We start from the raw sequence: 20112 nt of genomic DNA on the forward strand, positions 1-20112 counted from the left end.
GGTTCCTCCCCGAAGTCCCCCGTGTAGCCGCAACGAACCTATCTGACCGTGTCACGACCCGACCATCGGTCACCGGAGACGGGAGAATATGCGCCCACAAATACCTGCTCGGGTGACCGATCAGTGCCGTGGGTAGCGCTGCACCCAGGCGTCGCCGAGTGCGTTCCGCGCCGAATGGCGGTCGAAATGCCACAGCGCGTCGGTCGCCACCTGTTCGATCAGGTGATGCAGCTCAAGCTGTTCGACCCACTTCCGGGGCAACCCGGGAACGCCCACCCGAGCGCCAAGCAGCGCACCGGTCAACGCGCCGGTGAGCGCGCTGCGGCCGGAGTGGTTAACCGCGCGCAGCATGGCCTGTTCCGGGTAGTTCTCGAAGCCGGACAACGCGGCGAACGAGCGGCCGAGGACGGACAGCGTGCTGTGCCCGTCGCCGATCAGCTCCGGCATCCGCAGGTCCGGCAGGCCGTGCTCGCCGAAGAACGGCACCGCCTCGGCCACCAGGTCGCGCACCGGCCCCCACTCCGGGCCGTCGTGTTCCTCGAGGACCTCGCGGGACAGATTCCACACCGGATAGCTGAACGAATCCTTCGTGAGCGCCTTCTCGAACACCCACGCCAGGTAGGTCGCGGCGGCCACGTCGTCCGGCTGGTGCGTCACTCCGGCGAGATCGCGCACGACCTGGCCGATGCCGCCGCTGAACCCGGTGCCCGGACCCGCCGCGGTCAGCACCGCGGGCAGCGCGCCGAGCAGCGCGGCCGGACCCGACATCGGCGCGGCTTGCGGATCGCCAGTGACCAGCGCGTGGTACGCGTTGAGCTCGGCGTCCTCGATCGCGCGGCGGGCGTGCAGTTCGGGCACCTTGACGAGGAAACCGTCGGGGTTCTGGATCGCCGCGCCCTGCGTGTGCAGCCAGCGGCCCAGCGCGCCGCGGACCACGCCCGGGAACAGCTTTTCGACGTCGCGCGACTCCGGCTGTTCGCGGTGCGGGCTGCGGATCACGGCCTCGGTCAGGAACAGCAGTCGTTGCGTCATCGAGCCGATCCGGCCCGGCTGGTCGAACGCGAGCGGCAGGTCGCGGACGCCGTCCGGACCGTAGGTCGAGACGATCTCGTCCAGCCGCATCCGGTCGACGGCCGAGCCGAGCGCCTCGCCGAGCGCGAAGCCGACCCACGCGCCGACGACCCGCTGCCAGCCGTAACGGAAGTTCTCCAGGCTGATCTCGGGGTATTTGCCGAACGTGTCGAGCTTCGGGACGATCCGGCCGTCGTTGTCCCAGGACGGCACGAGACCGTTGGCGCGCAGGTCGTTCGGCCGCGAGCGGCTCGGCTCCGGCTGTTCGAACCGGCGCAGCCACGACCGGCCGAGGACGGTCTTGCGGCATTCGTCGGCGGTCAGCTCGAACCCGTGCCGCCGCGCACGTTCCGCGGCCGCCTTCGGGATGTCGACCGGCTTCTCCAGCCCGATCCGGGCGGCGGTTTCGACGGCGAATTTCTCCAGGTCTTCTTCGATCTCCGGGCAGCGGCCGTTCTCGTCCACCCGCGGTTCCTGGCGGGGAAACCGCTTCGCGATCGCGGTCAGCTCGGCGCCGGCGACGTCCTCGAAGGTCGCCGGACCGCCGTTGATCACCAGGTTCGGCGGGTGTTCGAACTCGGCTAATGTCGCCAAGTCGACTCGCCACCACGCGTGCTCGCGGGCAGGCAGATGCCGCGTCGAGCTGAAGACGCGGAGCTCGTTGCGTTCCTCGGAGAAGTAGAACCGGTCGGTCGCGCCGGTTTTGAGGTCGAACGGAACGAAGACTTCGCAGCGCAGCAGGCCGATCAGCAGCTGCTCGCGCGACAGCCAGCCGACGCTCGCGAAGGCGAGGAGGGTTTCCAGCGGGTTTTCCGGCTTCGGGTAGCCGCGGCGGATCGGACCGGCCTTGTACTCGGGGTTCTCGCGTTCGTCACCGGTCTGGTGGCCGTCGTTGTCGACCTTCACCCAGCCGGCGACCGCGGGCAGCGGCACGCCGAGTTCGCCCAGCCCGGCCTTCGCGTACTCCGGGTCGACGACCTCGCGCCAGCTCTCCTGTCCCGGATAAGCGACCGGGGTGCTGAGCCCGCCCGGATGCGGATGCGCCTGGCGCAGCTCGCCGTCCGGCTCGCGCACGAGCACCGACGGGGCGGGGAACAGCTCTTTGTCCGGACGGCCGTCGTCGAGGAACGCGACAGTGTTGTAGGGGATCGACCAGCCTTCGGGGACCCGCAGCACGCGGTCGTGGTCGACCCGGAGGCCGCCCGGCCCGGAGACCTCGGGGCCGTGCACGGCGCGCAACCACTTCCCGACCTTCTCCACCGCTTCCGCCGCTTCCACCTACTCGATCCTCTCCAGGCTTCCGTCGGACTCGTGCTCCGCGATCGGCTTGGGCAAGACGTACGCCACCGCGCCGCCGGGAAGGTTCGCCCAGGGCACCGTCACCCCGGTGATCACGTGGAGTGATCTTCGGAGGCGAAAAGTGCTGGTCATGCGCTCCCGTTCGAGTGGCAGGGACGTCGTCGCGAACCGTACCGCCTGGTGGTGGACCAGGTTGCCGGGTTCTTCGCCGAATCGCAGAACGACGGTACCTTCCGCCAACCGAGTGAGTCTCTTGTTCCGCAGCAGCGTGAGGGGAGGGTCACCCGGCACGGGCTGGACCGGCCAGTCGGCGACCTCCCGCGCCGTTTCCAGCGGGGTTTCGCGGCCGCCGGTCGCGCGGGCGGGATGCAGCAGGAGTGCGCCGAGCAGGTGGTGCGCGGCGTCTTCGAGGCGGGCGAAAACCTGCTCCCGACCGTCCGGCGCGACGACCGCCCAACCGGCTTTAACCTGGTAGAGGCTCCATTTCCCGGCTTCCCGCCCGCCGAGGCAGCGGACGTCGGCCCACACGCCGAACGAGTCGAGCCGGTGTTCGAGGTGGGTCAGGAGTTCGGCGTCGGACAGGACCGGGTCGGGGTTGGTTTCCCGCTCCGCGGCGACGTCGCCCGCGGTCCGCTGGAGGTCGTCCGGCGTCGGTCGCGGACGGGGTTCCCCGGCCAGGTCGGCTTCCGCCGTGCGGCGCACCAGGTGATCGACGTATGGCGGGTGAAAGCCCAGGTCACGGATGTGCTGGAGCAGTTCGGGCTCGGGCGCTGTGCCGTGTTCTCTCAAGCGCTCGGCCACTTCGACCGGCCAAATCCAGGTTCCGTCAGTGCGGTGTCGCTCGCCGACCTCGGCCTCGCGTTCGAGGTACCGCAACACGAGCGGCAGCTCTTCCTCCGGCAACGATTCGCCGGTGCTGGCGGTGGCGTGCCGGAAGACGACGCCGAGCGGGAGGCCGACGTGCAGCCGCCACCAGTCGGGAAGGTGCTCGTCGTCACGGGGAAAGGTGGTGAGTTCGGCGAGGTAGGCGGACGAATCGGGCGGCGTCGTCCACGGGGGCTCGTCGTCGGTGAAGTAGTCGAAGTCGAACGCGCCGTCCGGGGTGAGCACGTAGCGCGCCTGAACCCAGGTGCCGCGGCCCGCTTGGTACATCTCGGCGCGCAAGTCGGTGAGCCGCTGGACCATCTCGCTGGTGGCGACGGTGTTGCGGGCCTGCACCTCGTAATGGTCGCCGAGCTGGGCGAATCCGATGCCGGCCAGCGCGTCCGGATCGGCCCGGTGCGCCTTGATCAGCCGACCGATCTCGACGAGCACCTGCTGACCGGTACCCGTTGGTTCCACGTGAATCATTGCGTCCGGAGCGGACGACATCAGGACCCGCGACGGCGGTTCTGCGGAACGGTTCCGCGCGGACGAACGCGACGCGGGGTCGGCCGCGGGGCGGGCATCGAGGAGCTGTGCTGCGGTTCGGGTGCGTCGGCCAGGTGCTGCACGAGTGCCTGGACGGTCGACGCGAGCTGCGCGGGGGTCGTCCGCTCGAAGGCGTCCGGCGCGAACTCAAGCCTGCCGAGCGTGCCGGCTGGCCCGGCGGTCGCGCGGACGAGTCCGTCGGGCGAGGTCAGGACAGCCGGCGCGGCGTCGAGACGGGCACGGTCGTCGCCGATGGTGCTCACGGTGGCCCCCCGTGTCGGTTGCGCGTGCCGAGATTAACTCGACCGGGTCACAAGTCACCCTAATGCCCAACGGTGAGTTACTACCCCCGTTTGGGTTCAACGGTTTGCGGCAGCGAATCGCCGCGCCGCCGGCCGGCCAGCAGGTATCCGCCGCCGCCGAGCAGGTAGAGCGCGGTCGCGACCACCATGAGCTCAGGCGAGTACCCGTTGTCCTTGACGAAGAGCGCCGCGAGCGAAACCGCCACCACCTGGGTGATGTTGAACAGCGTGTCGTACAGCGCGAAGACCCGCCCGCGAGCCTCGTCCGCGACATCCAGCTGCACCGACGAGTCGACGGACAGCTTCACGACCTGGCCGGTCCCCATGATCAGGAACGACGCGATCAACGCCAACGGCAGCAACATCGGCAACCCGAACGCGGCCTGCGCGACCGCCGAAACGAGCAGCGACCCGAGCACCGCCCACGTCCGCCCAAGCGACCGAATCAGCCGCGCCGTCACCAGCCCCGCGACGAGAATTCCTGCTCCCGCGCAAGCGACCATCTGCCCGAGCCCGGGCAGTCCCGCGCGAAAGATCCCGTCGTCAGCGAAATAATTGCGCATCAGCAACACGCTGAGCAGCAACGAAGTCCCATACGCCGCCCGATGCGCGAACAACGCGACAAACCCAGCCGTAACCCGAGGCGCCCGCCACGCATGCCGAGCCCCATCAGCAAGCCCACGCGCAACCGCCACCACCGGATTAGTCGGCTCGTCAACCACCGTCGGCCCGAGCACACCCTTCGCGAACCGATGCGCGAGCACGGCGGACACCAACGCCCCGACCGCGGCAAACGCAGTGGTCTCCGCCGACCCGACATTCCCGGTCCCGAATACCGCCCGCAACCCGATCGCACACCCGCCACCGACGACCGCGATCGCCGACCCGAGCGTCGCCGCCACCGCATTAGCCGAAACCACCGCCGACGGCTCCACTACATGCGGCAACGCAGCAGACAGCCCGGACCCAATGAACCGGCTGATCCCCTCCGCAAGCAACGCAAGCGAGAACAACCCGATCCCGCCGACCCCGGCCCCCACCGCAACAACGGACGCCAAGATCGCCACGGCCCGCACCAGATTGGCGAACACCAGCACCCGCCGCCGGTCCCACCGGTCGAGCAACGCCCCAGCAAACGGCCCCACCAGCGAATACGGCAGCAGCAGAGCAGCGAACCCCTCCGCAATGGCCAACGGATCAGCAGCCCGCTCCGGATTGAACAGGACGGCCCCAGCGAGCCCAGCCCGAAAGACCCCGTCCCCCCACTGAGCCGCGAACCGCGTAAACAACAACCGCCGAAACAACGGCTCCCGAACGACCCACTCCCCCACCCGCACCACACAACCCTACTGACCACCCCCGACAATCTAAGAACCCCAAAAAGACGACAAATCGACAGTCAAGTACGTCGGGCTGGCTGAGGGCAGATCGCGGCGCGTCGCCCCTGGCTACCGAACTAGCCCAGCCGACAGCGCCCCCGAAGCAACAACGCCCAAACCCAACCTGACTCGGCCCAAGCCGCTGAACGGCGAGCCAACGCCACCCCGACCGCAACAAAGCCCACCCACGCCCGTCCGAGCCAGATCGCCAGGCGGCAAGTTGACCCGGCAAGCTCGCAGCGGCCCCGAAGCAACAAAGGCCCACCCGCACCTGCCCGAATCAGATCGCCGGACGGCGAGCTGGCCTGCCCAGCCAACAGCAGCCCCGAGCAACAAGCCACCCACGTCCGCGCGAGTCAGATCGCTGGCAGCAAGTTGGCTTGTCCAGCCAGCAGCGGCCCCGAGCAACAAAGGCCACCCAGGCCCGCCCGAGCCAGATCGCCGGGCGACGAGCTGGCCCAGCGAGCCCGCAGCGGCCCGAGGCAACAAAAGCCCACCCGCACCTGCCCGAATCAGACGGCCGGACGGCGAGCTGGCCTGCCCAGCCAACAGCAGCCCCGAGCAACAAGCCACCCACGTCCGCCCGAGCCCGATCGCCGGGCGGCAAGTTGACCCGGCAAGCCTGCAGCGGCCCCGAGTCAACAAAGCCACACCCGCACCTGCCCGAATCAGATCGCCGGGCAGCGAGTTGGCCCGGCGAGCCACCAACGCCCCGAAACAACGACGACCCACACTGGCTGGGCAGGTCACGAGGCGGCGAGCTGGCTTGTCCAGCCAGCAGCGGACCCACAGCACAGAGGCTCCCCCACATTGGTGGGGCGAGGTCGCTGGGCGGCGAGTTGGCATGCCCAGCCACCAACGGCCCCGAAGCACAGAGCCCCACCCACATTGGTGGGGCGAGGTTGTCCAGCCAGGAGCGGCCCCGCAGAAACAAAGGCTCACCCACATTGGTGGGAGAGGTCATTGGGCGGCGAGCTGGCCTGCCCAGCCTGCAACGGCCCGAGACAACAAAGCACACCCACATCCGTCCAAGTCGAGGCGGAGCCCCGGAGCGAGCTACGGCATCTCACCACCGGCAAAGCCGCCGCCTCGCCCGAGCCAGCTCGCCGACCACCGAACGGTCCTAGCCACACCCCGGAAGCAACAAACCCCACCAGCAACGGTTGCCAAAACAAAGGGGGCTCCGCCCCCGCCCACCCCGAAAACCGCAGCCAAAGGCACCGCGGGGGTCCGGGGGGCTCGGCCCCCCGGGTACACGGCGCCGGTGGAAGGGGAAGGTGCGCAGCACCGAACAGGACTCGAGAACACCGGCGCACTCGTTTCGCCTCTCGGCGGCTTGGCGCAGTGTGGCTCCGGCCGGACCGGTATTCCACAAAGGCGGTTCTTCAGTGAGCCCGGGGGACACGAGTGCGCCGGCTCATTGTTCTCAACGGGGCGGGTGGTGCTGGTGTTCCCGTGCCGGGAGGATTTCCCTCGGCGGGTGATGGGATCATGGGTGGCGTGCCAGCGGACGCCGAGGTTGAACCGGGAACGCTCCTGGTCGCCGCACCCACGATGTTCGACCCGAACTTCAAGCGGACAGTGGTGTTCGTGATCGATCATCGGGCGGAGGGCACGCTCGGGGTGGTCTTGAACCGGCCGTCCGATGTTCCGGTGAATGACGTCCTGCCGGGGTGGGGCGCGCATGTCGCGGAGCCGCAGTCGGTGTTCGTCGGCGGGCCGGTCGACAAGAAGACCGCGCTTTGTCTCGCCGCGTTGCGGACTGGGGAGACCGCTTCGAGCGTTCCGGGCGTGGTTGCCGTCCGGGGGCCGGTCGCGCTGGTCGATCTGGACAGCGATCCCGAGGTGCTCGTGCCGAAGGTGCGGGGCGTGCGCGTGTTCGCGGGCTATGCCGGGTGGGATTCAGGGCAGCTCGCAGGCGAGATCGAGCGCGAGGACTGGGTGATCGTCCCCGCGTTGCCGAGCGACATTCTCGCGCCGCCCAGCCGTGACCTGTGGGGTCAGGTGCTGCGCCGCCAGGGGGTGCCGCTCGCGTTGCTGGCCACCCATCCTGGCGATTTGCAGCGGAACTAGGCCTCGCTGGACTTCTGCAGCACTCCGCAGCCGCCGGCGCCGCACGCGCAGCCGCTGCAGCCGGCCGGGGCCTGCGACGGGGCGGGCACGGTCAGGGCCGCTCGCGCGCCCATCCGGGCTCCGGCGACGACCATCACCAGCAGGCCGAGCAGTCCGACGATCGCGGCGGCGACCAGGCCCGCGGTGGCGGGGATCGCGAGACCGGCGAGTCCGCAGACGACCGCGGCCGCGCCTCCGGCCAGGGTCGGGATGCCGGCCACCCGGTTGGCGAGCTTGAACGCCTCTTCGCTGCGCATCGAGGCTTCGGTCCGGACTCCGGCCCCGCTCGCCCTGCTCAGCCGTCCGCGCACGCCGAGGAAGCCACCCCAGCCGACGACGACACCAAGGACGATCGGAACGAGCGCGATAGCGAACACCCTCTGAGGATAAGCGTGACCTCGCGGCCATGTCCCGGATACCCTCGTCGGCTGTGCTACGGGCCATGTCTTCGTCCACGCGACACCGGCTGCTGGCTGCCGCCGGGATCGTCACCTTGTCCTTGCTCGTCTCCGGAACCGGGACCGCCGCTGCTGCCGCGCAGCGGCCGGTCCGGCTGCTCGGCGAGCAGCGTGTGCCGCACAACCTGCAGTTCCAGGGCACCACGGTCGGCGGATTGTCGTCCGTCGACTTCGATCCGCGCACCGGCGGCTACGTCTTCATCAGCGACGACCGGTCCGCGATCAACCCGGCCCGCTTCTACACCGCGAAGTTCGACGTCGGAGCCAACGGTGTGGGTCCGGTCACCTTCACCGGCACGCATCCGCTGCTGCGCCCGGACGGCACGCCGTATCCGCCGCTCGCGAAGAACGACCCGGCCGCTCCCCAGAACGAGCAGACGATCGACCCCGAGGAACTGCGCGTCGACCCTTGGACCGGGCATTACGTCTGGTCGCAGGAAGGCGATCGGCTCGCCGACCAGCACCTGATCCAGCCCTCGATCCGCGAAGCCACCCGCGACGGGCACTACGTCCGCGGCCTGCCGCTGCCTGCCAACGAGCGGATGACGCCGGACGCCGGTCCGCGCCGCAATTACGTTCTCGAAGGGCTCGCCTACACCGGGTTCGGCACGTTGCTGGCCAGCGAGGTCGAGGCCCCGCTGCTGCAGGACGGGCCGCCGCCCACGCCGACGTCGGGTGCGTTGTCGCGGATCACCCTGCAGAGCCGCTTCGGGCCCGTGCTCGCGCAGTACGCGTACCCGCAGGAGAAGCTTTTCGCCGAGCCCAAGCCCGCCACCGGGTTCGCCGACACCGGGGTTTCCTCGATGCTCGCGGTGAACCAGGCCGATCCGACGAAGTTCCTCATGATGGAGCGGTCCTTCGTCACCGGCGTCGGCAACAAGGTGCGCATCTTCGAGATCGACACCACTGGCGCGACGAACGTCCTCCACACCCCGTCCCTGACCGCGGCGAAGCACGTCAAGCCGGTGAAGAAGAAGCTGCTCGCCGACCTCTCCGACCTGCCGCTCTCCACTGTGGACAACATCGAGGGGATGACCTGGGGCCCGGCGCTGCCGTCCGGGGAACGCACGCTCGTGCTCGTGAGCGACAACAACTTCTCCGCGTCGCAAGTCACCCAGGTCGTCGCTTTGGCGGTCCCGTCGGAACGGCTTTGACCAGCGCGTTACGATGAGTGCATGAACACGGCTCGGCTGCTCCTTGGCCTGCCGCGCTGACCTGGTCCGATGACCGGCTCGGCGCGGCGACCCCTCATGCCTTCTGGCTTGGGGGGTCGAGTTGTTTCTGGGAGTGGCTCGACACGGAGGAAGACGGCGATGACAGGGTCTGACGAGGCCACCGGGGCCGCGGCGAAGAGTGCCGCGGACGCTGAGCACGCCCCGCCGTTCCGCTACACCGCGGAGCTGGCCGGGCAGATCGAGCAGCGCTGGCAGGACCACTGGTCCGACCACGGCACCTACCACGCGCCGAACCCGGTCGGCCCGCTCGCGGAAGCGGGCGAGCCGGTGCCCTCGGACAAGCTGTTCGTGCAGGACATGTTCCCGTACCCGTCCGGTTCCGGCCTGCACGTCGGGCACCCGCTGGGCTACATCGGCACCGACGTCTACGCGCGGTATCACCGGATGATCGGCCGGAACGTGCTGCACACGCTGGGCTACGACGCGTTCGGCCTGCCCGCCGAGCAGTACGCGGTGCAGACCGGCACGCATCCGCGCACCACGACCGAGCAGAACATCGCCACGATGCGCCGCCAGCTGAAGCGGCTGGGGCTGGGCCACGACGAGCGCCGCTCGATCGAGACGATCGACCCGGACTACTACAAGTGGACCCAGTGGATCTTCCTGCAGATCTTCAACTCCTACTACGACGAGGACGCCCGCAAGGCGCGTCCGATCGAGGAGCTGGAGAAGGCCTACGCGGCGGGTGAGCGCACGACGCCGGACGGCCGTCCGTGGGCCGAGCTGAGCACCGTCGAGCAGCGCAAGATCATCGACGACCACCGGCTGGTCTACATCTCCGAGGCTCCGGTGAACTGGGCCCCCGGCCTGGGCACCGTCGTCGCGAACGAGGAGGTGACCGCGGACGGCCGCAGCGACCGCGGCAACTTCCCGGTGTTCCGCAAGAGCCTGCGCCAGTGGATGATGCGGATCACCGCGTACGCCGACCGCCTGGTCGACGACCTGGAGCTGCTGGACTGGCCGGAGAAGGTCAAGTCCATGCAGCGCAACTGGGTCGGCCGGTCGCAGGGCGCGCGGGTCTCGTTCGCCGCGGGCGGCGAGAAGATCGAGGTCTTCACCACCCGTCCGGACACCCTGTTCGGCGCCACCTACATGGTGATCGCGCCGGAGCACCCGCTGGTCGAGAAGCTGACCGCGGCGCAGTGGCCGGGCGAGCACCCGGAAAGCTGGACCGGCGGCGCGAAGACGCCCGCCGAGGCCGTCGCCGCGTACCGGGCCGCCGCCTCCCGCAAGTCCGACCTGGACCGGCAGGAGAACAAGGAGAAGACCGGCGTCTTCACCGGCACCTACGCGGTGAACCCGGTCAACGACAAGGAAATCCCGGTCTTCGTCGGCGACTACGTGCTGATGGGCTACGGCACCGGCGCGATCATGGCGGTGCCGGCACAGGACCAGCGCGACTACGACTTCGCGAAGAAGTTCGAGCTGGAGATCGTCCGCACGGTCGACCCCGGCGAGGGCTTCGAGGGCGAGGCGTTCACCGGCGACGGGCCGGCGATCAACTCCGCCAACGACACCGTCGACCTGAACGGCATGGGCGTCGCCGACGCGAAGAAGACGATCATCGCCTGGCTGGAGGACCGCGGCGCGGGCGAGGGCACCGTGCAGTACAAGCTGCGCGACTGGCTGTTCGCCCGCCAGCGCTACTGGGGCGAGCCGTTCCCGATCGTCTACGACGAGAACAACCTGCCGATCGCGCTGCCCGAGGACCAGCTGCCGGTCGTGCTGCCGGAGGTCGACGACTACTCGCCGAAGACCTTCGACCCGGACGACGCCGACTCCGAGCCGTCGCCGCCGCTGTCGCGCGCGAAGGACTGGGTCGAGGTCACCCTGGATCTGGGCGACGGGCCGAAGCGCTACCGCCGCGACACGAACGTCATGCCGCAGTGGGCCGGTTCCTGCTGGTACCAGCTGCGTTACGTCGACCCGGCGAGCCAGGACGTGTTCTGCGCGCCGGAGAACGAGGCGTACTGGCTGGGCCCGCGCCCGGCCGAGCACGGCGTGGACGACCCGGGCGGCGTCGACCTGTACGTCGGCGGCGTCGAGCACGCGGTGCTGCACCTGCTGTACTCCCGCTTCTGGCACAAGGTGCTGTACGACCTGGGCCACGTGTCGTCGAAGGAGCCGTACCGCCGCCTGTTCAACCAGGGCTATATCGAGGCGTTCGCCTACACCGACAAGCGCGGTGTGTACGTGCCTGCTGAGGACGTCGTCGAGCGCGACGGCAAGTTCTTCTTCGGCGACGAAGAGGTCAAGCAGGAATACGGCAAGATGGGCAAGAGCCTGAAGAACGCCGTGACGCCGGACGAAATGTCGGACACCTACGGCGCGGACACCTTCCGGCTGTACGAGATGTCGATGGGCCCGCTGGACATGTCGCGGCCGTGGGCGACCAAGGACGTCGTCGGCGCGCACCGGTTCCTGCAGCGGCTGTGGCGGCTGGTGGTCGACGAGCAGACCGGCGAGCTGCGGGTTTCCGCGGACGAGGCGACCGAGGCGGACCGGAAACTGTTGCACCGCACCATCGCCGGGGTTCGCGAGGACTACGCGGAGATGCGGTTCAACACCGCGGGCGCGAAGCTGATCGAGCTGAACAACCACCTGACCAAGGCGTACGGCTCGGCCGCGGCGACCCCGCGCGAACTGGCCGAACCGCTGGTGCTGCTGCTGGCCCCGCTGGCCCCGCACGTGGCCGAGGAGCTGTGGCACCGGATGGGCCACGCCGATTCGCTGGTGCACGGGCCGTTCCCGGTCGTGGACGAGAAGTACCTGGTCGAGGACTCGGTCGAGTACCCGATCCAGGTCAACGGCAAGGTCCGCTCGCGGATCACCGTGGCCGCGGACGCGAAGAACGACGCGGTGCAGGCGACCGCGCTGGCCGACGAAAAGATCGCCGCGCTGGTCGGCGACAAGACGCCGCGCAAGGTGATCGTGGTGCCGGGCCGGCTGGTCAACATCGTGCTGTGAACCGCTGACGCCCGGCTCGGGACCTCGTCCCGGGCCGGGCGTCAGCGGAACTTCAGGAAATCGGCGAGCGCGAATCCCGGCCCGATCGCCCGCTGCGAGAGCGAGACGTCGGTGCGCTCGAGGAGTTTGCGGGCCGCGACGTGGTCTGTCGGCCGGTTGACGGATTCGACCGCGACGAGCTGGCCGTGTCGGAAGCAGTAGGTCGAAAACGCACCTTCTCCGGGCGCGGCGACCGCCTCGTCGTAGCCGGTGAGGTCTCCGGCGATCTGCAGCTTGAGCTGGTGCTGGTCACTCCAGAACCACGGCGACGCCGTGTAGGCGGCCGGGGCTCCGCCTATCGTGCGCGCCACCGTTCGAGCTTGGTCCGTGGCGTTCTGCACCGACTCCCGGCGACGCGTGCGCGAGCCGTTCCGCTCCTCGATCCGGGCGCAGTCCCCGATGGCGAAGACGCTGGGGTCGGAGGTACGCAGGTATCGGTCGGTGATGATGCCGTCGTCCACGGCGAGCCCGGCGGACTCGGCGAGTGCTGTCTCCGGAACGGCGCCGACGCCGACCACGACGAGGTCCGCGGTGATGTCCGTGCCGTCGGCGAGCCGGACCCCGATGACCTGGCCGTCGGGACCGCCGATGATTCGCTGTACCCCGGTACCGGTGCGGACGGTGTTTCCCCAGCCGTGGTGCGCTTTCTCCAGTTGCGCCGCCGTGTGCGCGGAGACCGACCGCGACAGAATCCGCTGCGCTGCTTCGACAATCGTCACCGGAGTGCCGCCGGCCGCCGCGACCGCGGCGAATTCCAGACCGATGAAGCCGCCGCCGATGACGACCGGGCGGCGCGCGGTCTCCAGCCGTGCGCGTAACGCGTCGGCGTCCGGCAGGGTCCGCAGCACGAGGACGCCGCCCAGGCCATGGCCAGGCACCGGAAGCGGGCGGGGCCGGGCGCCGGTCGCGAGAACGAGCGTGTCGTAGCCGACCGTTTCGCCCGAACGCAGCCGGACGGTCCGGGCCGATCGGTCGATCGCCACTGCGGGCTGGCCGGTCCGCAGCGTGATCTCCCGCCGCTCGTAGTAGGCGGCCGGGCGGAACGCGACGCGGGCGCGGTCGGCCTTGCCCAGCAGATAGGCCTTGGACAGCGGGGGACGCTGATACGGCAGTCCACAGTGGACGTCAAGCAGGGTGACCGGACCGTCGACGCCGGTGTCGCGCAACGCGGTCGCGGCGGCGAATCCGGCGTGTCCGGCACCGATGACGACCGTCCCGCCGCGGGTCAGCACTGGGTCTCCGGAAGGTAGACGGTGAGTCCGTCGAGGGCTGGGTCCGCGACGAGCTGACACGCCAGCCTGCTCGTCGCGCGGCGTGGTTCCGCGGTGCCGTCGAGCATCTCGTTCTCGAGTTCGGAAACCGCGGGCATCCGGTCTAAGTCGTTGGCACAGACGAAAACGTGACACGTGGCGCAGGTGGTGTTTCCGCCGCACTCGGCGAGGATCTCGTCGATGCCGTTGTCCACGGCCGCTTCCATCACCGACACTCCCTCGCCGACCTCGACCGGGCGGCGATCCCCGCCGGGACGCACGAAAATCACAGTAGGCACGGCATGCTCCGTTCAGGCTGATTCGGGGGTGAAGACGACCGGCAGATGCTCGATCTCCAGGAGTTTTCCGCCCTGGAGCGTCGAATACGCGATGTCGCCGGAGAGCCGGATGTCCGGCAGCCGCGCGAACAACCGGGTCACGACTTCTTTCAGCTCGGCCCGCGCGAGGTGGCGGCCGAGGCAGAGGTGCGCGCCGAAACCGAACGCGACATGCGGGTTCGGCTTGCGGTCGAGCCGGAAAGCCTCGGGATCCGGGAACCGCCTCGGATCGTGGTTCGCGCTGGCGTAGTTGAGAAACAGCCGCGTCCCCTTCGCGACCGGGGTGTCGCCGATGGCGGTGTCCTTCGTCGCTGTCCTGGCGAAGATGTGCAGCGGAGTGGTGAGCCGCAAGCTCTCCTCCACGAGTGCGGACAGTTTCGCGCCGCCTTCCGCCACGACCTCGCGCAGGCCGGGTTCGGTCAGCACGTGGTGCAGCAGGCCCGCCATCGCCGCGGCGGTGGAATGGTGGCCGCCGAGCAGCAAGGTCATCAGGACGCCGATGATGTCGTCGTCGCCGAGTTCGCGGTCGCCGAGCTTCCCGGACGCGAGCTGCGACAGGTAGTCGTCGCGGGGTTCTCGCCGCCGCTGGTCGAGCTGGCCGCGAATGAACGCGTCGAAGGCGGATTTGCGCTGGCCGAAGGACGGGGTGCCGATGGACTGGAACGCCGCGATGGCCACCTCGCGCAGCACCCCGCAGTCGGCGGGGGAAAGACCGGCGACCCGGCCGACGACGTGGGCCGGGATCGGCTCGGCGAGCGCGGAGAACAACTCGGCGGTTCCGGTGCCGGCGAAGGCATCGATGTGCCGGTCGACGACCTCGGCCAGGTCCGGGGCGAGGGCACGGACGGCGGCCGGGGTGAGCGGGGCCTGCATCGCGGCGCGCCAGGCCAGGTGCTCGTCGCCGTCGTAGTCGATCGGGGCGAGCCGGGGCAGCCCGCTCGGCGGGATGAACGCGCCGTCGGCGGAGCTGAAATCCGCGGCGCGGTTCGCGGTGGCACGGACCTCTTCGTAGCGAAGGACGTGCAGGTGGCCGCCGTGCCGCGAGTTGTGCGCCACGGGGCACCGCTCGCGCATTTCGGTGTAGGCGTCCCACACCTGGTCTCGGGTGAGCGACCGGTCGAGGTGGTCGTAGTCGGCCGAGTGGCGGGAGTTCGACGGTTCGGTCATGTGACGCTCCATCGGGAGTTCGGGCTTCGTTGCCGCGGTCCGTCCTTTTATTTACTGAACGGACTGGTAAATAGTTTTGCCCCGGACGTCGCCCGATGTCAAGACACTCGTGGGTTCAGCTGCTGGAGCGCGCGCCGTCGAGGACGGCCTTGACCACCGAACGGTCCCAGTCCTCGCCCATCTCGACGCCGGCGAGATAGTCGGCGTAGAACGCCCCGATGATCAGCGAGACAGTGCGTTCGACGTCGGTGCCGGGCCGGAATTCCCCGGTCTCGATCGCGTGCCGCACGATCCCGGCGAAAGCGGCCCGGCGCGGGTGCAGGGTGCTGGCGCGGACGATGTCGAGGAACTCGCCCGACTGGGCCTCCGCGGTCAGGCAGGTCCCGATGATGCTCATCCCGCCGACCTCGGCATACTGCCTGCGCATCGCGGCGAGGAGGGCGACCAGGTCGTTCTCCGGGTCGCCGGTCGGGGCGGGCAGGTCGCCGATCTGCAGGCGGGCGAGCGCGGCGCCGATGAGTTCGGATTTGCTGCGGAACCGCGTGTAGACCGTCACCTTGGAAGTGCCCGCGTCCGAAGCGACCTTTTCCACCGAAGTGCCCTCGACCCCGGCCGAAGCGAGCAGCCGGATCGTCGCGTCGAGGATCGCGGCTTCGATCGCCGGGTCCCTTGGGCGGCCGCGCGAACCGGCACCGCCTGCCGCGCGGCGTTCTTCGGCCCGCTTCGCCACCTCTGCCGCCATTCGCTCGACGTCTTCTTCGGTGACGGTACCAAGCGGGGCCGGGCCGGGCGTGCCGCCGGACCCGGCCCACCGGCTATTCCGGGGCGGTGGCGGGATTTCCCGCGGGCACTCGGGAATCCGGTTTGACGGCCTGGTTCGCCGCTCGCGCCAGCCGGTTTCCCGCTGTCTCCTTGATCGCCAGCGCGGCGGCGAAACTCAGCGCGCCGCCCAGCATCGCGTAATAAGCCGGTGCGGCCGGATCGCCCGTGGTGACGATCAAACTGGTGGCGACGAGCGGCGCCGCTCCGCCGAAAAGCACCGCGCAGATGTTCCAGCCGAGACCCATGCTCGTGTACCGCGTGCCCACCGCGAACAGTTCCGGCAGGATCGGGAGGCAGGGCGCGAACGTCGCCGCGGTCAGCAGCCCCAGTACGGCGAGCGTCCACCCGAGAGTGGCGGTCCGCCCACTGCCCAGGAGCAGAAAACCCGGGTACGACAAGGCGGTCAGCGCACCCGAGCCCGCGATCAGCACCGGCCGCCTGCCGAACCGGTCGCTGAGCGCCGCGAACAGCGGCATGCCGACGCAGAACGCCGCGATGCCGACGACGTTCGCGAGCAGAGCGGCGGATCGTCCGTAGTGCAGCACCGAAACCAGATAGGTCGGCAGGTAGATCAGGTAGAGGTAGGTGAAGACCGTCAGGCCGGCGAGAATCGCGACGGTGAGGGCGATGGCGCGGAAATCGCGTCGCACACTCGCGCGCAGCGGAGCGTTTTCGACGCCGCCTTCCCGAGCCGCGGCCACGAACTCCGGGGTGTCGGCAAGCCGGAGCCGGAGGTACACGCCGACCAGGCCGAGGGGCAGGGCCAGCAGGAACGGCACCCGCCAGCCCCAGCTCGCGAGAGCGTCCGGCGAAACGGAACGGCTGACCGCGGCCGAGACCAGCGCGCCGGCCAGCAGCCCGAGCCCGATCGCCACCCCCAGCCACGAGAGCAGGAAGCCGCGGCGCCGCGCCGGCGCGAATTCGGCTACGTAGGAGATCGCGCCGCCGAACTCGCCGCCGACGGATATCCCCTGTACCAGCCGGATCACCGTCAGCAGGATCGGCGCGGCCACCCCGATCTGGCCGTATGCGGGCAAAAACCCGATCAGCGTGGTGGCGGCCGACATCAGCAGGATCACGCCGGAAAGCACCGAACGACGTCCGTAGCGGTCGCCGAGGGGGCCGAAGATCATCGCGCCCAGCGGGCGTACCAGGTAGCTGGTCGCGAAGGCGGCGAAGGTCAGCAGCAACGACGCGGGCGCGGACTTCACCGGGAAGAACAGCGGACCGAAAACCGAAGCGAAGTAGGTGTAGACGACGAAGTCGTAGTACTCGACGAAGGTGCCGATCGAGGCGGCGGTCGCCGCCGTCCGGATTCTGACTGGGGTGGCCTTGGCTGGTCGACTGGTCATCAGTGCCTCTCTCGTCATTGAGATGGGGGCCTCGGGAAGCGAAACGGTAAGCCGTTTGTGACACTAACGTCAAGTTATCGACATTGATGAAACGACCTGGTCGCCGGAAGTGCCGATCTTGGCGCGGGCCCGAACCGTCACGACCGAAAGACGCCAGCTTCGCCCGCCGGCCGGCGCTTCGATGGTTGAAAGCGAAACAAACGGAAGGGACGGACATGAACCTCGACGGCAAAGTGGCGCTGGTGACTGGCGGGAGCCGCGGAATCGGCGCGGCGACGGCACTGCGGCTCGCCGAGGCCGGTGCGGACGTGGTGCTCACCTACGCGGTGAACGCCGAGCAGGCAGCGAGCGTGGTCGACCGGATCAAGGCGCTCGGCAGGCGTGCGCTCGCGGTCGGTGCGGACAACGCGGACGCGGTGGCGGTCGAAGCCGCGGTGGAAGCGGCGGTCGCCGAGTTCGGGCGGCTGGACGTGCTGGTCAACAACGCGGGCGTTGGTTTCGTCGGTCCGCTGGAGCAGACCGGGATGGACGACGTCGACCGCGTGCTCGCGGTGAACGTGCGCGGCGTGCTGGCCGCGACCAAGGCGGCGGCCAAGCACCTGCGCGAAGGCGGCCGGGTGATCACGATCGGCAGCTGCGTGACCGATCGCGTGCCCGGGCCGGGGATGGTGCTGTACGCGGTCAGCAAGTCCGCGATGGTCGGGCTGACCAAGGCGCTGGCCCGCGAATTGGCGGCGAACGGCGTGACGGTGAACCTGGTGCACCCGGGGCCGACCGACACCGAAATGAACCCGGCCGACGGCCCGTACGCCGCGGACCAGGCGTCGATGACCGCGGCCGGCCGGTACGGCAATCCGGCGGAAGTCGCTGACGCGGTGGCTTTCCTGGCTTCGCCGGACAGCGCCTACATCACCGCCGCGACCCTGTCGGTCGACGGCGGGCACGCGGCCTAATCCCGGTAGAGGCCGACGTCGCGGGCGAGGTCGGTGAGCATGGCCTCGAACAGGACGTCCGGTTTGGACACCGGGATCGGGTAGTTGCCGAACACCTCGAGGGTCACGTGGCCGTAGAGCCGCGCCCAGAAGGTGATCATCAGGTAGGTGAGCCCGAGGTCCAGCTTCTCCGGCGGGATTTCCCGCCCGGACTCCTTGAGCACCGTCAGCAGATCCTGCTGGAACGCGGTGAGGTCGTCGCGGAGTTCGGGCGGGACCACGTCGTTCGGCGGCATGACCAGGTCGTGCTGGGCGAGCACGTGGCCCGCCGCGGCGAGGAAGATCTTGCCGAACGGCTCGTCGAGCCTGCGCAGCGCGCTGCCGGTCGCGGTGCCGGTGGCCCCGGTCGGCGACGCGAACACCAGGGTGAATTCCTTGGTGTGGGTCAGCGCCCAGCGGCGGAACCCCTTGCAGATCTGGAACAGCTGCAGCAGGCCCTCGTCCTGCAGTTCCGCGATGTCCTCGGCGATTTCGGCGGCGAGGTCGGTGCAGACGTCGAGGCGGAGGCTTTCCAGCAGGTCGTCGCGGGATTCGTAGTAGCGGTAGAGAGCCGGTGCGGTGATCCCCAGCTCCCGGGCGATGGCCCGCAGCGTGACGGCTTCCGGGCCCTGGCCTACCAGCAGGTTCCGCGCGGTCCGGCGGATGTCGGATTCGGTAGCCGCTCGCGCGCGACCCCTGCGTGTGGGGCTGCTCATCTGGGCAGTCTAGGTGGTCTGGACACCGATTTCGGCACTTGGCGGGAGAACCGGGGCGCCGCCGACGCCGATCACTCGGGGGGCTACGTGATCGGCGCCGGCGACCCGATGCCCTCTCCGGTGCGCTTCCGGTCGGGGCAACGTCATCGGCTCAAGTCCGGTGACGCTCGAAGAAGAGCGAAGCCCGTCGCAGAAGTGACGCCTGGGGGATACGGATCCCCCGATCGAGTGACGGACAGCCGCTGTTCCGCCTGATTGTCGCACTGAGCGCCAAGAAAGTTACAAACGCTTTCACTTTCGGGCACCGACGGCGGAAAGGAAGGGCCATGGCAGAGTGGCGGCATGAGTGCTGCGGTGCTGGTAGTCGGGTCCGCGAATGCCGATTTGGTGGTCCCGGTCGACCGTCGTCCCGGCGGCGGCGAGACGGTGCTGGGCGGCGACACCGCGTTGTCCCCCGGCGGCAAAGGCGCGAATACCGCGGTCGCGGCGGGAAAACTCGGCGCGGACGTCGCGTTGCTCGGTGCGGTCGGCGACGACCCCTACGGTCGATTGCTGCGGGATTCGTTGTCGAATGCGGGTGTCGATACGCAATTCGTTCGGACTGTCGATCGGCCTACCGGAATCGCTTACATCACCGTGACTCCGGACGGGGAAAACTCAATCCTCGTCTCCCCCGGCGCGAACTCCGCGCTGGAGCCCGGCGACATCACCGACGAAGCACTGGACGGCGTACGGGTGCTCGTCGCCTCGTTGGAAGTGCCGCTGCCGACGATCGAACGCGCCGTGGTGCGGGCGCGGGAAAACGGCGTGCGGGTGCTGCTGAACCTCTCGCCGGCGGCCGAGGTGTCGCCGGAAACGCTGGCCGCGCTGGACGTCCTGCTGGTCAACGAGCACGAGGCCGCCTACCTGCTCGGTTCGGACGACGCTGACCCGCGCAAGCTGCTCGAGCTCGGCCCGCGCGCGGCCGTGGTCACGCTCGGGGCCAAGGGTGCGGCGGTGCTCGAAGGCGACAAGTCGACAACCGTCGAGTCGCCCAAGGTGGAAGCGGTCGACACGACGGGCGCGGGCGACGCGTTCGCGGGTGCCCTGGCGGCGGCTCTCGCCGATGGCGCTGACCTGGTCGAAGCCGCCCATCGGGCAGTGAAAGTCGCTGCGGTGACCGTGACCCGGCATGGCGCCCAGCCGTCGTATCCGACGGCGGCCGAGCTGGAATGAGCCACGTCT

General features: G+C 69.4%; 16 protein-coding genes. 5 read left to right on the top strand and 11 right to left on the bottom strand.

Translation table 11 applies throughout. The features are described 5' to 3' along the window. Window positions 1–120: 120 nt before the first annotated feature. The 4 genes from DMP23_RS34215 to DMP23_RS34230 form a co-directional block, all read right to left on the bottom strand. Window positions 121–2349, bottom strand: coding sequence for an ADP-ribosylglycohydrolase family protein (locus DMP23_RS34215; protein WP_337823536.1), 2229 nt, complete (start codon window positions 2347–2349; stop codon window positions 121–123). Continuing rightward, the gene (locus DMP23_RS34220) at window positions 2350–3720 is read right to left on the bottom strand and encodes a TNT domain-containing protein (RefSeq protein ID WP_443111306.1); all 1371 of its coding nucleotides are present in this window, start codon (window positions 3718–3720) and stop codon (window positions 2350–2352) included. 20 nt (window positions 3721–3740) lie between these two features. After that, on the bottom strand, window positions 3741–4043 hold the full coding sequence (locus tag DMP23_RS34225; protein ID WP_037809111.1) for a hypothetical protein: 303 nt from the start codon (window positions 4041–4043) through the stop codon (window positions 3741–3743). 80 nt (window positions 4044–4123) lie between these two features. Beyond that, window positions 4124–5422, bottom strand: a complete 1299-nt coding sequence (locus DMP23_RS34230; RefSeq protein ID WP_337823538.1) for an MFS transporter — start codon at window positions 5420–5422, stop codon at window positions 4124–4126. Between the two features lie 1530 nt (window positions 5423–6952). Here DMP23_RS34230 and DMP23_RS34235 point away from each other — a divergent pair. Beyond that, on the top strand, window positions 6953–7534 hold the full coding sequence (locus tag DMP23_RS34235) for a YqgE/AlgH family protein (protein ID WP_037809108.1): 582 nt from the start codon (window positions 6953–6955) through the stop codon (window positions 7532–7534). Here the strand turns inward: DMP23_RS34235 and DMP23_RS34240 are convergent. After that, window positions 7531–7950: an SdpI family protein gene (locus DMP23_RS34240; RefSeq protein WP_337823539.1), complete on the bottom strand. Its 420-nt coding sequence runs from the start codon at window positions 7948–7950 to the stop codon at window positions 7531–7533. The genes DMP23_RS34235 and DMP23_RS34240 overlap by 4 nt on opposite strands. A gap of 65 nt (window positions 7951–8015) precedes the next feature. On the opposite strand from DMP23_RS34240, the gene DMP23_RS34245 reads away from it, so the two are divergent. Then, on the top strand, window positions 8016–9185 hold the full coding sequence (locus DMP23_RS34245; RefSeq protein WP_337823540.1) for an esterase-like activity of phytase family protein: 1170 nt from the start codon (window positions 8016–8018) through the stop codon (window positions 9183–9185). 159 nt (window positions 9186–9344) lie between these two features. Then, the gene (gene leuS, locus DMP23_RS34250) at window positions 9345–12233 is read left to right on the top strand and encodes a leucine--tRNA ligase (protein WP_337823541.1); all 2889 of its coding nucleotides are present in this window, start codon (window positions 9345–9347) and stop codon (window positions 12231–12233) included. 41 nt (window positions 12234–12274) lie between these two features. On the opposite strand, the gene DMP23_RS34255 is transcribed toward leuS, so the two are convergent. From DMP23_RS34255 to DMP23_RS34275, 5 genes are all read right to left on the bottom strand, one after another. Next, complete coding sequence (locus DMP23_RS34255) at window positions 12275–13504, bottom strand: NAD(P)/FAD-dependent oxidoreductase (protein WP_337823542.1); 1230 nt, start codon at window positions 13502–13504, stop codon at window positions 12275–12277. Further along, window positions 13498–13821, bottom strand: coding sequence for a 2Fe-2S iron-sulfur cluster-binding protein (locus DMP23_RS34260; RefSeq protein WP_337823543.1), 324 nt, complete (start codon window positions 13819–13821; stop codon window positions 13498–13500). Before DMP23_RS34260 ends, DMP23_RS34255 begins: the two co-directional genes overlap by 7 nt. 12 nt (window positions 13822–13833) lie before the next feature. After that, entirely contained in the window at window positions 13834–15027 is a 1194-nt protein-coding gene (locus DMP23_RS34265; protein WP_337823544.1) for a cytochrome P450, read from the bottom strand. 115 nt (window positions 15028–15142) lie between these two features. After that, window positions 15143–15769, bottom strand: coding sequence for a TetR/AcrR family transcriptional regulator (locus DMP23_RS34270; RefSeq protein ID WP_051728655.1), 627 nt, complete (start codon window positions 15767–15769; stop codon window positions 15143–15145). Between the two features lie 73 nt (window positions 15770–15842). Further along, window positions 15843–17201, bottom strand: coding sequence for an MFS transporter (locus DMP23_RS34275; RefSeq protein WP_337823545.1), 1359 nt, complete (start codon window positions 17199–17201; stop codon window positions 15843–15845). Window positions 17202–17416: 215 nt separating this feature from the next. On the opposite strand from DMP23_RS34275, the gene DMP23_RS34280 reads away from it, so the two are divergent. Further along, on the top strand, window positions 17417–18154 hold the full coding sequence (locus tag DMP23_RS34280) for a 3-oxoacyl-ACP reductase family protein (protein ID WP_337823546.1): 738 nt from the start codon (window positions 17417–17419) through the stop codon (window positions 18152–18154). On the opposite strand, the gene DMP23_RS34285 is transcribed toward DMP23_RS34280, so the two are convergent. After that, the gene (locus tag DMP23_RS34285) at window positions 18151–18888 is read right to left on the bottom strand and encodes a TetR/AcrR family transcriptional regulator (protein ID WP_037809097.1); all 738 of its coding nucleotides are present in this window, start codon (window positions 18886–18888) and stop codon (window positions 18151–18153) included. The two genes, DMP23_RS34280 and DMP23_RS34285, sit on opposite strands and share 4 nt — an antisense overlap. 342 nt (window positions 18889–19230) lie before the next feature. On the opposite strand from DMP23_RS34285, the gene DMP23_RS34290 reads away from it, so the two are divergent. Then, complete coding sequence (locus tag DMP23_RS34290; RefSeq protein ID WP_134664175.1) at window positions 19231–20103, top strand: ribokinase; 873 nt, start codon at window positions 19231–19233, stop codon at window positions 20101–20103. Window positions 20104–20112 lie beyond the last annotated feature (9 nt).

It is taken from the genome of Amycolatopsis sp. A1MSW2902, from assembly GCF_017312175.1.
GTDB classification, from domain to species: domain Bacteria; phylum Actinomycetota; class Actinomycetes; order Mycobacteriales; family Pseudonocardiaceae; genus Amycolatopsis; species Amycolatopsis nivea.